The following is a 15,287-nucleotide window of genomic DNA, read 5'->3' on the forward strand; positions in this document are numbered from 1 at the left end:
TATTATTCCTTTTGATGGGAAACATGTTGTTAATGTGGAGGTTGTTGGTGAATTGGTTTAGGTGTTGGTGGTTTTTTTGAAAAGGTTCGTTTAACGGTATTGTGTATGGAAAGTCGCGTTTATTATATCCTTAGATTTTCCACAGGAAAATCATAATAAAAATAGGTAACTCACTTTTTTTTAAGCCCTAATTTAAGCGATTTTATATACACGTTGTTGTGTGCAGGTTTTTAATTCAAGTTCAATTCATAAAATTCCTCAAGTAATGCTACTTCATATCCATAATGTCCCATAACAAAAAAGTCAGGTATGCCTTCATTTTTAATTTTTGCTTTTGATTCTATGTAGGTTTCCTTTATCAATTCTTTTTTGTCTTTTAGATAGTTTGATAAGTATTTTTCGGCAATTTTTTTATCATTGTGATATAAAAGATATTGAGTTGTCGTAGATGGTCTTCCTAAATCGAAATCTCCTTTTAATATATCTTTAGTAACTATCTCATTATTCTGTATTATCTCAAAATATTTAATCAAATCATTTTTGCAGGTTTCGGGAATTATTTTTAGTGCTAATTCATAATCATATTTATCTGCTAAATTCCAAATTGCGTTTCCTTTATCATTATCTATTAAGACTCCTAAATCTCTACCAATTATTGTTTCATTCCAATAATCTATCAATGGATTTGATTTTGTAAATTTTCTTAATCCTTTTGATGATACGCTGAATGAACTTTTTAATTCTATATATTGATTAGCCTTATTGTCAGGACTAGAAGAGAATTTTATTTCAAGACAATATTCTTTATTTTCACTAAACAATTTCAGTTTATGTTGGCTTGGATAATATGTAAAGCCAAACTGTGAAAGTTCGTTTCCTATCTTTTTACAAACCTCGGAATAAATTTCTCTTGGTTTTTCATTAGAAATTTCTGCTATGTGATTCGAAACTCTCTCTTTATTACTGAAAATATGCTCTTTTAAATCGGTTATGGTTTTAATCCACTTCATATGTCAGTTTTTTGTCAATTTCTTTGTTTTTGGCTTGCTCAACTTGCACACAACGTGTTAACTGATATGAAATCGTTTGAATGTTTTATATCAGACGTTAAACGAAGTTAGTCTAAAAAAATAACAAAGTCAAGTCTTAAAACATTATAATAAGCTACATATTTTACTTTTTTAAGTAATAGACCAAAAACTCAAAAATTGTTTGGTAATGATGTGAATATTATTCCTTTTAACGGGAAACATGTTGTTAATTTGGAGGTTGTTGGTGGATTGGTTTAGGTGTTGGTGGTTTTTTTGAAAAGGTTCGTTTAACGGCTGGGCTAAGCGTAGTGCGAAAGTAAGGAAACCTTTCGTTTCCTTCTGAGCACGAAGCTAAAGCTTATTGTTTAGTTTTATTTTTTCTTTTTCAAAGCTAAATCCATAAGATTTAGCGACTTTATAAATATACACAGACCTTTCGATTAAGCCCAAAACTCCGCATTACGTTTAGGCTTTGTTAGCCACAGTTTTTATTTGTCTGCTAATTAGCTTGTCAATTCGTCTTTTGTTTTCCTGTTGTAATAACGAAGGAAAGAAATTCATTAAAATATTCGGTATCATCATTGTTAGTCCGAATACAAAATTTTGATTAAAGCATTGATAAACTGCAAAAAATGACACAAATACAAATCCGATTAAGTGACTTATTTCTGAAAGAGTCATTTCGTGACGTATTTCGGTCAAATCTGTTTTTTTATTCTCCACCTTTATTTTTTGATTAAAGAATTTGAAGAAAGTATTTTTTACAATCCACTTGAAGTATTTAATTCCGATATTTTTATTTATGGTTTCACTTTTTATGAAACTAAAATTTGATATTTTTTTATAGTATTCAGTTTTAGCAAGAATAGTGTTAATTATCATTCCTACTATCCACGATATAAATGACATTGATATTCCAAATATAAATCCAGCTATTAAGTGTTTTGATATCATTTTTTTAAATTGTTGCTAACGTGTTACCTGATATGAAATCGTTTCAATGTTTTATAACAGACGTTAAACGAAGTTAGCCTAAAAAAATGATAAAGTCAAGTCTTAAAAACACTACACAAACTATCAATTCTACTTTTTTAAACAATAAACCAAATATTCAACAATTGTTTGGAAATGACGTAAATAGTATTCCTTTTGACGGGAAACATGTTGTTAATATGGAGATTATTGGTGGATTGGTTTAGGTGTTGGTGGTTTTTTAGCAAAGATTCGTTTAACGTCTCGGCTATGGTTAGTACGGGAATTAAAAGCGGTGAACTTTCGATTAAGTTCTTAGTCAAAGCTTTTTATTTTGTTTTATCTTTTTTGTTTTAAAGCCAAATCAAAAGATTTGGCGGACTTCGTAAATGTACCTAAATTTTTGGTTAAGTACCAAAACCCGTATTAATTATAGCCATTGTTGTGTGCAGTTTTTATTCCGCTATTCTTTTCTTCAAATCCATTCTTTCGTGTAATATTCTGGTTATCTCAACATAATTTTCGTTTACTGTTCTATAGAAAATGATATGTCGATTTGTCTTCATTCCGAGAAGTTGCTTAGATATCCCTTCGTAGCTTTTTCCTAAACTTTGATTTTCTGCAATTTCTTGACAATCAGAAATCAGTTCACCGTAATATTTGTCAGCTTGTTTTTCCGTCCAAATTTCAAATGTATAATCCCAAATCTTTGATAAATCCTCAACAGCTTTGTTTGTCAACTTATATTTAGCCATTCGAGTGCTTTTTCGCTTTTAGGGATTCAAGATGTTTTTTTGGTTCAAAATCGTGAGCTATTCCGCTTTCAATTCCTTCTTGAATAGCGTTTTTCAATGCAATCACTTTGCTTTCTTCTTCTTCCAAAAGTCTTAATCCTGCACGAATAACTTCGCTAACGTTTTTAAACCTTCCATCAGTTATGCTACTTTGAACGAATTGGTCAAAATAATTTCCGAGTGATATTGATGTGTTTTTGTTCATTTGAATAAAATTTGACTCAAATATACCAAAAATTGGTATAAAAACAGAATTTTTCTCAAATTGCACTACAACGTATTACCTGATATGAAATCGTTTCAATGTTTTATATCAGACGTTAAATGAAGTTAGCCTAAAAAAATGATAAAGTCAAGTCTTAAAAACATTATACAAACTATCAATTTTACTTTTTTAAACAATAAACCAAATATTAAACAATTGTTTGGAAATAATGTAAATAGTATTCCTTTTGACGGGAAACATGTTGTTAATATGGAGATTATTGGTGGATTAGTTTAGGTGTTGGTGGTTTTTTTGAAAAGGTTTGTTTAACGTGTTACCTGATATGAAATCGTTTCAATGTTTTATATCAGACGTTTAACGAAGTTAGCCTAAAAAAATAACAAAGTCAAGTCTTAAAAACATTATACAAACTATCAATTTTACTTTTTTAAGCTATTAATTCTATTTAAATAAATTTTAAATTTAAATTAGCTAAAATTTACATTTTCGTATGCGCAATACTTTAATAATAAACTTACTAATAGCATTCTTTACTATAACTGTTTCTACTGCTCAAGTTGCAACAAGTCCTGTTCCTAATTGGATAAACACTATAGACTACAGTTTAACTCCAGATATTAGTGCAGACGATATTACACAAGGTACCTCAACACTATTCTACGATTACCAAACGCATATCCCTAAGCAAGAAACCTATTCTAAATTTGTAACAAAAATTACAGATAATGTTGGTGTTCAAGATGCTTCCAGTATAAGTGTAGGTTACGATCCTAAATATCAAAAACTAACATTTCATGAAATTTATATTTTAAGAGACCAAGAGAAAATAGATAAATTACAACCAGAAAATTTTCAGGTTTTAAGACGTGAAACTAATGCCGAAAACAATTTATACGATGGCTCAATGTCTGCTGTACTTAATCTTACAGATGTTAGAACAGACGATATTGTAGCGTATAGCTATACAATTTTAGGTTTTAATCCAATCCATAAAGGTAAGTTTTCACACTCTTATTATTTTAATAATTACGAATCTATTGGGCAAATAAGTGTGACCTTGTTTTCTAAAAACGAGCTAAACTATAAGGCTTTTAACACCGATTTAAAACCAGAAATTAATACTAAAAATAATTTGACAACCTATTTTTGGAACAATAAAAACACCAAACGTATTGAATACGAAGACAATACGCCTAACTGGAAACTTGAAGGTGAAATTGTTTATGTAAGCGAATATAAAAGTTGGGAAGAGGTTATAAATTGGGGAATTGACACTTACACGCTTAACGAAAAACCTAACACTGCCTTAATTAAAACCATTAAAAATATAGAAAAATCTAACAAAACTGAAGGCGAAAAAATAAAAGCAGCTTTAGAGTTTGTACAAAACGAAATTAGGTATTTAGGTCTAGAAGATGGCATTGGTGCATACAAACCTTTTACACCAAATAAAGTATTAAATCAACGTTTTGGAGATTGTAAAGACAAGAGTTTAATGTTGTCTGTTATGCTAAAAGAAATGGGAATTAAAGCATATCCTATGTTAGTAAACACATCGCTTAAACACACCATTACAGAAATCTTGCCTTCTCCTGTTTTTTTCGATCACTGTGTTATTAAGGTTATAGATAAAGATGAACGCGAAATTTATTACGATCCTACAATTACTAATCAAGGCGGAACTTACGATAACGTCTATTTTCCAAATTATAAATATGGATTAGTTTTAAAGCCAAATACTAAAGCCTTTGACACCATATATACTGCTGCAGTAAATATGGTTGAAGTTCAAGACGAGTACTTTTTAGAAGCCGTTGGCAAAGGAGCAAAACTTAAAGTAACTACAATTTACCACGAAAATGAAGCAGATGGCATGCGTAACTATTTTAAAAATAATAGTATTAATTCTATTTCTAAAGAATATGAAAAATTCTATGCTAACTATTATTTTGATATTGCGTCTTTAAAAAATCCTGAGATTTCAGATAACGAAAAGGAGAACTTATTTACAGTAATTGAAGAATATAAAATTGATAGTTTATGGAGACCAATGGAAGATAAAAAAGGCTACATCGCTGCTTATTTTACACCAAGCACCTTACAAAGCATACTTTATGTTCCCAACAAAAAAGAAAGAAAAAACGAAATAGACTTATATTACCCAACCATTAAAGAGCATAAAATTAAAGTACATCTACCAGAAGCTTGGGATATTGAAAAAAGCGAACAGATTATTAGCTCTAAAGCTTTTTATTATACAGATGAAGTAAAATATAACAACCGTAAAAACATTTTAGATCTAAAATATTATTTAAAAATGCAGAACGATTATTTAGAAACTCAAGATTTAAGCACTTACATTAAAGATGCTAAAAAGGTTAATAATGCATTGGGTTATTCTATTTTTATTCCAGAAAGTGGAACCGATTTTGATGATTTAGATAGTATGGATAATTTAAAAGATGGATTAAGCACTCTACTAGAAATGTTAGTCTATGCTGCGTTAATTGTAAGCTTACTTTTTGCGCTTATTTATTTCTTATTTTATCGTGTAAAAAGAGATTAGTTTTCTTTTATATTATTGACATAAAATTAATTAACCAATTTATCAATAATATCTTTTACTGGAAGTATGGCCTTTGTGTGCTCAATACTTGGTCCTGCAACCCAGACGGTTTTATAAGTGGCTTTTTTTGCTGCATTTTCTGTGTCTTTCATACCTATTGAAAAACGAATCATCTTAACCCATTTTTTTAATTTCCTGTTTTTATTTAAAACAGATTCAATCCAAGATTCTTTAGTGCCTATTTTTTGAATGTATGGTGTATTAATTACTGTACATGGTGTGCCAGAAATACGTTGCGTCATCACAATATCCTTTGCACCATAATCTACGCATGCTTGCTTGTACTCGTCTGTAACTCCTGCTTCTATAGATGCTATAAATGGACTTCCAACGCTTACACCTTCAGCTCCATAACTTAGCATTTTATCTATATCTGCCTTACAACCTACTCCTCCTGCAGAAATTACTGGAATAGTTAAATTAATATTTAATAAGTGTGTTAATTCTTGAGGCGATAAATTACCTCTGTGTCCTCCAGCTTCACTGTTTACTGCAATAGCAGCATCTGCTCCTAGTAGTTCTACTTTTTTAGCAAAGTGTAAGTCTGTTACATCACAAAATACTTTAATACCTGCTTTATGGGCTTGTTTTATGGTTTCTTCTGGGCTTCCTAGAGACGTTATTATAAAATCGCAGCCTTCTTCGCAAATCACTTCTAATTGTCCTTTATATTTTAAGTTCGATTTATTTACTATTAAATTAAAACCAAACGATCCACCTTCTACTTTATTAGCTTTTAATGCTTTTAATGCAACGCGTAACTCATCAAGCGTTCTATAATTTAACGCAGGAATGCAACCAGCTATTCCACCTTTCATAGCTTCTGTTACCATAGTAACGTTAGAAACCAAGAACATAGGTGCTTTAATTATTGGGTGTTTTATATTTAAAAGTTCTGTGAGTTTGGTTTGCATAAGTGTTGTATCAATTTATGCAAATATAATAAATATTATGCACGCATAGTTTCTAAGTAATCTCTAAATCTAGGCATTAGACGTTTAAAGTAAGCTCTCAGCAAAATCTTTAACACTTTCGAGTGGGCTTTTAAAGTTGATAGTAAATTTCTCATCTAAAGTATCACCTGCAAAAGTACCTTTAAAGTGTACTTTTATAGAACCTCCATCTGCAGCACTTAATTTAGCTTCAAAATGTGCATATGTTATATTAACAACACTAGTTGGACCATTTTCTACAATCCATTTTGCAGCACCTAAAGTACCTACTCCAACTATTTTTGCACCTTCTAGAATACCTTTACCTGCTTCCATTAAACCATTTGCCGTTTCTTTAGAACCTATTAGTGCAACAATTCTTGGATCTGCATCTATTGGTGTTTTACTTCCTAAAGTATGCACTAATCCTACACTTTCTTCAGCGGCTATTAATGCTAAATTTGCAGCTTCTTTATAGCCTTGCTGTGCGGTTTTAGCAATTTCCTGAGTAGAAATTATTGCTGCTTGTTCTGTAAAATAAGGTGCGTGTAATAAAGAGAGTCCTGCTTTTTCTAAAATATTAGCATTAGCTATTTCTTTCTTTTTTCTTGCAATTCCAGCATGTGCAGCATTAATTTTTTTATTAATACTGTTTATGTTGTTTTCAATAGCATTAAAATGATTTTGCTTTTCATTTACAACAGCTTGTCGTGCATTTTTAATATTATCCAAATCTCTTTTACGTTCTGCTTTTACAGTATTGCGCATACTTGCTATGTTGCCATTTAATCTATTGACTTCTTTTTGAGCGTTAGTAATTTTATTTTGTGCTGTAGTAATATCTTCTTGCGTTTTTTTAGTTGCTTTATCTATTTCTTCAGACGCATGTTTAGTAATATAAGCCATAAAGTCTTCTTCCATAGTAGCTGCTACTCTAAAACTTCCACCATCTGTAACACGATTGCCACTTACTTCTAACTTTACTTGAAATGCATCGAAAATTTTTCCGTTAGCTTCTAGATCGAAACCTTTATCGTTTAAAAGCATGTACGCTTCGGTTGTTAAACCTAATAAGGTTGCAGATCCTGAAATTTCTACTTTAGAATCTGTACTAGCTTTTGCTATTATTCTAATCATAGGATCTTCCATACCTCTAGCTCCTTTCAACTCAAAGAAAGGAAGATGACTAATTTTCTTTATTCCTGCAGAAGCGTCAATACCATCAAAACCAACTTGAACATCTAAATTAGCTCCAGCGATATCTCCTATTGTAGCTGTGCCTTTTACTCTAAATCCAGGCTCAAAATCTTTACCAAGTAAATCTGTTAAAGGTCTTGCAGCTGCTGTGAGTCTGGCATTTTCCATATTTACATCTAAAATTGTATTTCTTATGTCTTGAGGAATTTTTTGAATGGTTTCTTTATCACAAAACTCTTCTAAAATAGCTTTTAGACTTACTTTATCAAATCCAGCATCAATGGCACTTTCTGATGGATTATTAGCATTTAAGTACACAAATAAATCGCCATTAAACTCTTTAATTCTTAGCTCTCCTTTTATTCCCATTTGTGGTAATGGAAAAGGTGTGGTTCTAAAACTTAAACCAAATTCTGCACCTAAATTACCAATGCTTAAAGCTTTAATATCAAAAGGAGCATTCCATGTACCATTCATTAATCCGTTAACAATAATAGCTTGATCTGTAAGGTCAATTTTCATATTGGCTTCAAATAGCAAAATATCTTTATCTATTTTAACCTCTAATTCTCCTCCCATTGAAACCTCAAAGTTTGAAGGTGCTGGTTTTAAACGAAAAACTATTTTTTTAAAAGCTACTGCTTCAGAAAATTTAATATTTGTATTTATTGCGCCTTCTAATAATAAATCTGATAGTTTATTACTAACTACAGCTCTTATCATTACAGACTTTACACCTATAAGTTCGTCGAGATTAATACCATCTGCAGAGAGATCGAAAGCACCAATAAAATTAAAACCACGACCTATTTTAGACGTTCCTCCTAGTTTTTTAAAAACATCTAATTCTGCATTAACAGAAGTATGCGAAGACAAAACCATACCAAAATTGGTGATTTTTAAATCGTCTAACATTTTAAGATTAGGATCTATACTAGCCATCTTAAAATTTGAAGCTGGAGATATACCAACCATAAAACCTAAATTGTTTTTATCCTTTGGAGCTATTTTAAGCTGAAGCTCTCCTAATTCAGTCCCAGAAATTGAACCTTTTCCATTCAACAAAAATGTTTTTAAACCAGGAATAACAGTAAAAGAAGCATTTCCAATACCAATATCTACAATACCTTCTGGCATAGACATACCACTTATAGTACCATATACAGATTTTATAATATCTGTAATACTTAAATCACTTAATTCACCACCAAAAGTCCATGCTTCTCTTGCATTACCAACAGATGCTGTAGATTTTATTGTTGTTGGTCCTATTTTAAAGTCTCCTTCTAATGTCGCTGTTACAGTTGGTGACTTTGTTGGGTTTTCTGTTTTTAACTCTCCAGTAATAGTATTAAAAGTCAACATACCGTTATCTAGTATTTTCCAACTATTAACTGTAGATATTGCTATTGCAATTTCCGATGGTTGTTGTGATGTTTCATCAAACGCGATACTAAAATTGTCTAATGCAATACTTTCTCGGAGTGTTTCTGGAAACCAATTTGCTAGACCTTTACTGCTTTTTGAAAGGAATTTAAATTTTCTATTACTTAATTTTTTACCTGGTTGAAGTTTACCTGATAAACTTAAAATTTTGCCATCTGTAGTAAATAGTGTACTAACTGATATATCTTCTCTATAAAACTCTAAAGTACCATTAAGTGTAATCTCATTGTCAGATTTTTTGGAAGAGAAATTTTTAAACTCTAACTTACTTTCCTTGTAGATGGAGGTTAATGCTGTTTTTAATTTTTGAACTAATGCATCATCATCAAATAAAGTTGTGGGCTCTTCTGTTATGCATGTTTCACTATTTACTAGAGTAGTATTATAAACTTCTGAAGACAAAACTAAATTTGAAGACAGTAATAAAATACAAAAAAAGAAAAGAAAACGATTAATGGTTTTGTAGTTGTTATTCATGATTAATAGCGTTAAATCTGAAAAAAAAATATTAATGCATTAAAGATAAGTAAAAATCATAAATCAATGCATAACAATTAATATAGGCTATTAAAACAAAAAAACGCAATCAAATTAGTAACACTCTATTAGTTATTAACTTTTTTTCAAAGTATTAAACGGAAGAACAACTTCTTTTTCTAAAGCTAAGAGATGTAACACTTTCCCTTCTTTATTTTTTAAAGGAAAAATCTCAATATCGCAAACATACTCTTGTCCGTTTTTTCTATAGTTTATAACACGTTCTTTAAAATGAAACTCTCTTTTTATATTTTCTCTTATATTTTTTAATGAAGCTTTTGATGATTTTTCACCTTGTAAGAACTTAGGCTGTTTACCTTTTGAGAAGTTTGCAGGATAACCTGTCATATTGGAGAACCCTTTATTAACCCATTGAATTACCTGATCGCTATTTGTTAATACTATCGCTTCAAATGTTGTTTCATTTAGCGCTTTTTCTATATCAAAAGACCAATGGTATTTTTCCTTAAACTCTTTTAATATTTTAATATCTGTATTTTTAGTAAGCTCTTTTTCTTGCCTTAGAAGAAATGTGGCATAAAAATCCCAACTTTTTAATGGTGCTCTAAGTGGTGTTGTTTTCATTTGTTTCATTTTTTAAATGTATCTTCAATGAAACATGGATAGAATAAACGATAAGTACGCTTCTATAATCTATCAACATACTTCATCTCGCGAAAGTATTATTGTTATGTATTAATTAAGGTAAGTAATCTGGCTTATAATAATGTCTATTATTAATTACAGTTGCGCGACAGCTTGTGAGTTTAACACAATTCCATTTATAACTTAAAGTTACCTTTTAATATAACAAATATAATGTTTAAGTATTACTTTATTAGATAAAAGCAATTGTCTAATAAATTTACTTTAATACATATAAAACTAAGTTGTTTTATTAAACACAAAAACGCAACCAAATTAATGATTGCGTTTTAATATTTATGGATTCCGTATCAAGTACGGAATGACAAAAATTATTTTACTTCTTCGAAATCTACGTCTTCAACATTATCACTTTCTGCTTGAGCTGGTTCTCCTGCTCCTGCATCTGGTCCAGCTGCTCCACCTTGAGCATCTGCTTGTGCTTTGTACATTTCTTCGCTAGCTACTTTCCAAACTTCATTAAGTTTGTCTAAAGCTGGCTCTATAACTGCTACATCTTTAGTTTCGTATGCTACTTTTAATTCTGCTAAAGCTTCTTCAATTGGTGCTTTTTTATCATCAGATATTTTGTCACCAAATTCTTTTAATTGATTTTCTGTTTGGAAAATCATAGAATCTGCTTCGTTTAATTTCTTAGCATTTTCTGCTGCTTTTGCATCTGCTTCTGCATTTGCTTCAGCATCAGCTTTCATTGCTGCAATTTCTTCTTCAGTTAAACCAGAAGACGCTTCGATTCTAATATCTTGTGTCTTGTTAGTTGCTTTATCTGTTGCAGAAACTTTAATAATTCCGTTTGCATCGATATCGAAGGTTACTTCAATTTGAGGAACTCCTCTTTGTGCTGGTGGAATATCACTTAAATGAAAACGTCCTATTGTTTTATTATCTGCAGCCATAGCACGTTCACCTTGTAATACGTGAATTTCCACTGAAGGTTGGTTGTCTGCTGCTGTAGAGAATACTTGCGATTTTTTAGTAGGAATTGTAGTATTTGCTTCAATAAGTTTCGTCATTACGTTACCCATTGTTTCGATACCTAATGATAAAGGTGTTACATCTAAAAGTAATACATCTTTAACATCTCCAGATAAAACACCACCTTGAATTGCTGCTCCTAAAGAAACAACCTCATCAGGATTTACACCTTTAGAAGGCGTTTTTCCGAAAAACTTTTCTACTGCTTGTTGTACTGCTGGAATACGTGTAGATCCACCAACTAAAATTACTTCGTCGATATCACTTTTAGATAATCCTGCTGCTTTTAAAGCTGTTGCACAAGGCTCTATTGTTCTTTTTACTAAATCGTCAATTAATTGCTCGAATTTAGAACGTGTTAATGTACGTACTAAGTGTTTTGGTCCAGATGCAGTAGCTGTAATATAAGGTAAGTTAATTTCTGTTTGCTCTGAAGCAGATAATTCAATCTTAGCTTTTTCTGCAGCTTCCTTTAAACGTTGTAAAGACATTGGATCTTTACGTAAGTCCATAGACTCTTCAGCGTTAAACTCGTCTGCTAACCAATTAATTATTTTCTGGTCTACATCATCACCTCCTAAGTGTGTATCACCATCTGTAGATAAAACTTCAAATACACCATCTCCTAATTCAAGGATAGATACATCATGCGTTCCTCCTCCAAAATCGAAAACAACAATTTTTTGGTCAATTCCTTTTTTGTCCATACCATAAGCTAAAGCTGCTGCTGTTGGCTCGTTGATAATTCTGCGAACTTTTAAACCTGAAATTTCACCAGCTTCTTTAGTTGCTTGGCGTTGTGCATCGTTAAAATAAGCAGGTACAGTAATTACTGCTTCTGTTACTGAAGTCCCTAAGTAATCTTCAGCAGTTTTTTTCATTTTCTGTAATACCATTGCAGATAATTCTTGAGGTGTGTATAAACGACCATCAATATCTACACGTGGTGTATCATTATCTCCTTTTACTACTTTGTAAGGTACACGTTCTGCTTCTTTTTTAGACTCAGAATACTTGTTACCCATAAAACGTTTAACAGAATATACTGTTTTTGTTGGGTTAGTAACTGCTTGTCTTTTTGCTGGATCTCCAACTTTAATTTCTCCTCCTTCTACAAAAGCGATAACTGATGGTGTTGTTCTTTTACCTTCAGCATTTGGGATAACTACTGGCTCGTTACCTTCCATCACAGAAACGCAAGAGTTGGTAGTTCCTAAATCGATTCCAATAATTTTACTCATAATTTATATTTGTTTTAGTTTACCGCTTTAATGTTGAATAAAACTTCAGTAAAGCGAAATGTATTTTAATAATTTTTTACAAATTGAATAAGACAATAGTTATGCCACTAGAAAAAATGTGACATGATGTCATATTTTATATTTAGTAATTATTTTTATTTGGTGTTACTTTGGTATTAGTTTTGATACACTATATTATTACAATACATAACTATAACTACTGTTATATAAAACAAATGTTTATTTGGATACTCCATGTGAACCTAAAAAACAATTTAAAATATTTATTATATGAAACGTATATTATTTGTGATTTCCATTTTTGCTTTATTTTTAACATCTTGCTCTGGTACAGATGGTCTAGATGGAAGAGACGGCCAAGATGGTGGCATTTTTGTGGCTCAATCTTTTGAAAGAACCATAGATTTAGTATCCTCAAACAATTTTCAACAAACTCTTGAAATCCCTTTAGATATAGATTTATTTGAGTCTGACATGGTTTTAGTTTATCGTCTTAACGGTCAAGCAGGCGGTTTTGATGTATGGAAAGTGCTTCCTGAAACTATTTACACTAATAATGGCCAAGAGTTTCAATATAACTTTGAACACAATTTTGATTTTGTAACCATTTTTATAGATGGACCTTCAACTTTTAATTTTAATAATTTACTTCCTGGTGATACTTTAGATCAAACTTTTAGAATTGTTATATTACCTGTAGATTTTGTTAACAGTAAAAATATTGATGTTAATAATTATGGAGAAGTTTCAAATTATATAAAACAACCTTAAACTAAATAATAATTTACAGTAAAACATAAGTTTTCCCTAATTAATTTATAAGTATAAACAGTTTTGATTATTAAAAATCGGAGCTGTTTTTTTATGTTTAAAACTATAAACAAAAAGCTATATTTGTGTTACTAAAACGATATAGTAATTATGGAATGTATTTCAATTTTCGATATGCTAAAAATTGGTATTGGACCATCAAGTTCTCATACTTTAGGGCCTTGGCGTGCTGCAGAGCGTTGGCTTGTAGAATTAAAAGCAGACCATGTTTTTAAAGATGTTACACGTGTACAAATAGATTTATACGGTTCTTTATCCCTTACAGGAAAAGGGCACGCAACAGATTTGGCAGTCATGTTAGGTTTAAGCGGTAGCGATCCAGAATACATACCAACCGAAACTATAGATATTATTATAGCGTCTATTGATAACACCGAAAAACTTGTTTTGGGAAACGAAAAAATAATTGATTTCGATAGACAGTCTGAAATCGTTTTTAATCGTGTGTTTCTCCCATTTCACTCTAATGCTATAACATTCACTGCATTTAAATTGAATACCCAAATTCATCAATCTACCTTCTACTCTATTGGTGGTGGTTTTGTAATTAAAGAAGAACGAACAGTTGATGCTGAAAACGCAGCACTAAAAAGCGAATTTCCTTTTCCTGTAAATAAAGCAACAGAGTTATTAGCATATTGTAAAAGTGAAAATAAAATGATTTCTGAAATTGTTTTAGAAAATGAAAGATCCCTTAGAAACGATAAAACTATAGATCACGAATTACAACGCATCTGGCAAACCATGTTAGATTGTATGTTTACGGGATGCCATACCGAAGGCACTTTACCTGGAGGATTAAATGTAAGACGTCGTGCTTTCGATATACACAAAGGTTTAAATATTGAAATCCCTTATGTTAACTCTCAAGAATGGTTACAATCCATAAGAAAAAGTGAAGTTAAATTTCGCCAGATTTTAAAATGGGTAAGCTGCTTTGCTTTATCTGTAAACGAAGTAAATGCGGCACTTGGTCGTGTAGTTACTGCTCCTACTAATGGTAGTGCTGGAGTTATTCCTTCAGTTTTAATGTATTATTTGGTAATAGAAAATCATGATGCCAATTTTAAACACATTAAACAATTTTTATTAGTTGCTGGAGAAATAGGTAGTATCTTTAAAAAAGGTGCTACTATTAGTGCTGCAATGGGTGGCTGTCAAGCCGAAATTGGAGTTAGTTCTGCAATGGCTGCTGGTGCTCTATGCGAATTATTAGGTGGTACAGCAGAGCAAGTAATGATTGCAGCAGAAATTGCTATGGAACATCATTTAGGTTTAACCTGCGATCCTATTGGTGGTTTAGTGCAAATACCATGTATAGAGCGTAATGCTATGGGAGCAATTAAAGCCATTAATGCTGCTGAGTTAGCATTAAATACAGACCCTAAAAATGTAAAAGTCCCTTTAGATAAAGTAGTTAATACAATGTGGGAAACTGCAAAAGACATGAATACTAAGTATAAGGAAACAAGTAAAGGTGGGTTGGCTGTAAGTGTTAACATGGCAGATTGTTAATATAAAAACATAAGGTCAAGAAGTATAAATACCACTTGACCTTATTAACAAACAAACTAATCTTTGTTTCTTTTAATTTCTATTGTGCATTTGTTGGTAAACCAATTTGCGTGCCTATAACACTTGGCTCCGGTTGTGTAATTACTGGACAGTTTATAATTGCTCCTGTTGCAGTTAGCAAATCAGAAAATGAATTAGCTAATGGAGAAGTATTAGCATTTCCTCTAAAAGGAACTAAAGTACCATCTGCTAAGAGTGCATTTACTTGATCGAAACT

The 15,287-nt window shown here is 31.2% G+C and carries 13 protein-coding genes and 1 pseudogene; 5 read left to right on the top strand and 9 right to left on the bottom strand.

From position 1 onward, the window contains the following. Positions 1 to 230 precede the first annotated feature (230 nt). Positions 231 to 1,010 carry a hypothetical protein gene (locus tag Q0C58_RS00690; protein WP_290696361.1) on the bottom strand — a complete coding sequence of 260 codons (780 nt, stop codon included), beginning with the start codon at positions 1,008 to 1,010 and terminating at the stop codon, positions 231 to 233. Positions 1,011 to 1,496: 486 nt separating this feature from the next. Next, positions 1,497 to 1,985: a hypothetical protein gene (locus Q0C58_RS00695; protein ID WP_290696363.1), complete on the bottom strand. Its 489-nt coding sequence runs from the start codon at positions 1,983 to 1,985 to the stop codon at positions 1,497 to 1,499. An 86-nt stretch (positions 1,986 to 2,071) separates the two neighbouring features. Between Q0C58_RS00695 and Q0C58_RS00700 the strand changes: the two genes are divergently transcribed. Continuing rightward, positions 2,072 to 2,230 carry a hypothetical protein gene (locus tag Q0C58_RS00700; RefSeq protein WP_290696365.1) on the top strand — a complete coding sequence of 53 codons (159 nt, stop codon included), beginning with the start codon at positions 2,072 to 2,074 and terminating at the stop codon, positions 2,228 to 2,230. A 228-nt stretch (positions 2,231 to 2,458) separates the two neighbouring features. Here Q0C58_RS00700 and Q0C58_RS00705 read toward each other — a convergent pair whose 3' ends face one another. Further along, positions 2,459 to 2,758 carry a type II toxin-antitoxin system RelE/ParE family toxin gene (locus Q0C58_RS00705; protein ID WP_290696366.1) on the bottom strand — a complete coding sequence of 100 codons (300 nt, stop codon included), beginning with the start codon at positions 2,756 to 2,758 and terminating at the stop codon, positions 2,459 to 2,461. After that, positions 2,751 to 3,002 carry a type II toxin-antitoxin system ParD family antitoxin gene (locus Q0C58_RS00710; protein WP_290696368.1) on the bottom strand — a complete coding sequence of 84 codons (252 nt, stop codon included), beginning with the start codon at positions 3,000 to 3,002 and terminating at the stop codon, positions 2,751 to 2,753. The genes Q0C58_RS00705 and Q0C58_RS00710 overlap by 8 nt, the downstream gene beginning before the upstream one ends. 138 nt (positions 3,003 to 3,140) lie before the next feature. On the opposite strand from Q0C58_RS00710, the gene Q0C58_RS00715 reads away from it, so the two are divergent. Beyond that, positions 3,141 to 3,299 (top strand): hypothetical protein, encoded by a 159-nt coding sequence (locus Q0C58_RS00715; protein ID WP_290696370.1) that lies wholly within the window; start codon positions 3,141 to 3,143, stop codon positions 3,297 to 3,299. A 214-nt stretch (positions 3,300 to 3,513) separates the two neighbouring features. Beyond that, positions 3,514 to 5,589, top strand: a complete 2,076-nt coding sequence (locus Q0C58_RS00720) for a DUF3857 domain-containing transglutaminase family protein (protein WP_290696372.1) — start codon at positions 3,514 to 3,516, stop codon at positions 5,587 to 5,589. A 26-nt stretch (positions 5,590 to 5,615) separates the two neighbouring features. On the opposite strand, the gene Q0C58_RS00725 is transcribed toward Q0C58_RS00720, so the two are convergent. The 4 genes from Q0C58_RS00725 to dnaK all read right to left on the bottom strand — a co-directional run bounded on the left by Q0C58_RS00725 (position 5,616) and on the right by dnaK (position 12,643). Beyond that, positions 5,616 to 6,563 carry a nitronate monooxygenase gene (locus Q0C58_RS00725; protein ID WP_290696374.1) on the bottom strand — a complete coding sequence of 316 codons (948 nt, stop codon included), beginning with the start codon at positions 6,561 to 6,563 and terminating at the stop codon, positions 5,616 to 5,618. An 84-nt stretch (positions 6,564 to 6,647) separates the two neighbouring features. Continuing rightward, positions 6,648 to 9,701 carry a hypothetical protein gene (locus Q0C58_RS00730; RefSeq protein ID WP_290696376.1) on the bottom strand — a complete coding sequence of 1,018 codons (3,054 nt, stop codon included), beginning with the start codon at positions 9,699 to 9,701 and terminating at the stop codon, positions 6,648 to 6,650. A 135-nt stretch (positions 9,702 to 9,836) separates the two neighbouring features. Next, on the bottom strand, positions 9,837 to 10,355 hold the full coding sequence (locus tag Q0C58_RS00735) for a PAS domain-containing protein (RefSeq protein WP_290696378.1): 519 nt from the start codon (positions 10,353 to 10,355) through the stop codon (positions 9,837 to 9,839). A gap of 383 nt (positions 10,356 to 10,738) precedes the next feature. Further along, complete coding sequence (dnaK, locus tag Q0C58_RS00740) at positions 10,739 to 12,643, bottom strand: molecular chaperone DnaK (protein WP_290696380.1); 1,905 nt, start codon at positions 12,641 to 12,643, stop codon at positions 10,739 to 10,741. A gap of 291 nt (positions 12,644 to 12,934) precedes the next feature. Between dnaK and Q0C58_RS00745 the strand changes: the two genes are divergently transcribed. Continuing rightward, positions 12,935 to 13,435, top strand: a complete 501-nt coding sequence (locus Q0C58_RS00745) for a dihydrolipoamide dehydrogenase (RefSeq protein ID WP_290696381.1) — start codon at positions 12,935 to 12,937, stop codon at positions 13,433 to 13,435. A gap of 150 nt (positions 13,436 to 13,585) precedes the next feature. Continuing rightward, positions 13,586 to 15,010, top strand: coding sequence for an L-serine ammonia-lyase (locus Q0C58_RS00750; RefSeq protein ID WP_290696382.1), 1,425 nt, complete (start codon positions 13,586 to 13,588; stop codon positions 15,008 to 15,010). Positions 15,011 to 15,089: 79 nt separating this feature from the next. Here Q0C58_RS00750 and Q0C58_RS00755 read toward each other — a convergent pair. Next, positions 15,090 to 15,287, bottom strand: a pseudogene (locus tag Q0C58_RS00755) (hypothetical protein); the annotation flags it as partial.

It is taken from the genome of Lacinutrix sp. (genome assembly GCF_023299985.1).
Classification (GTDB): Bacteria; Bacteroidota; Bacteroidia; order Flavobacteriales; family Flavobacteriaceae; genus Lacinutrix.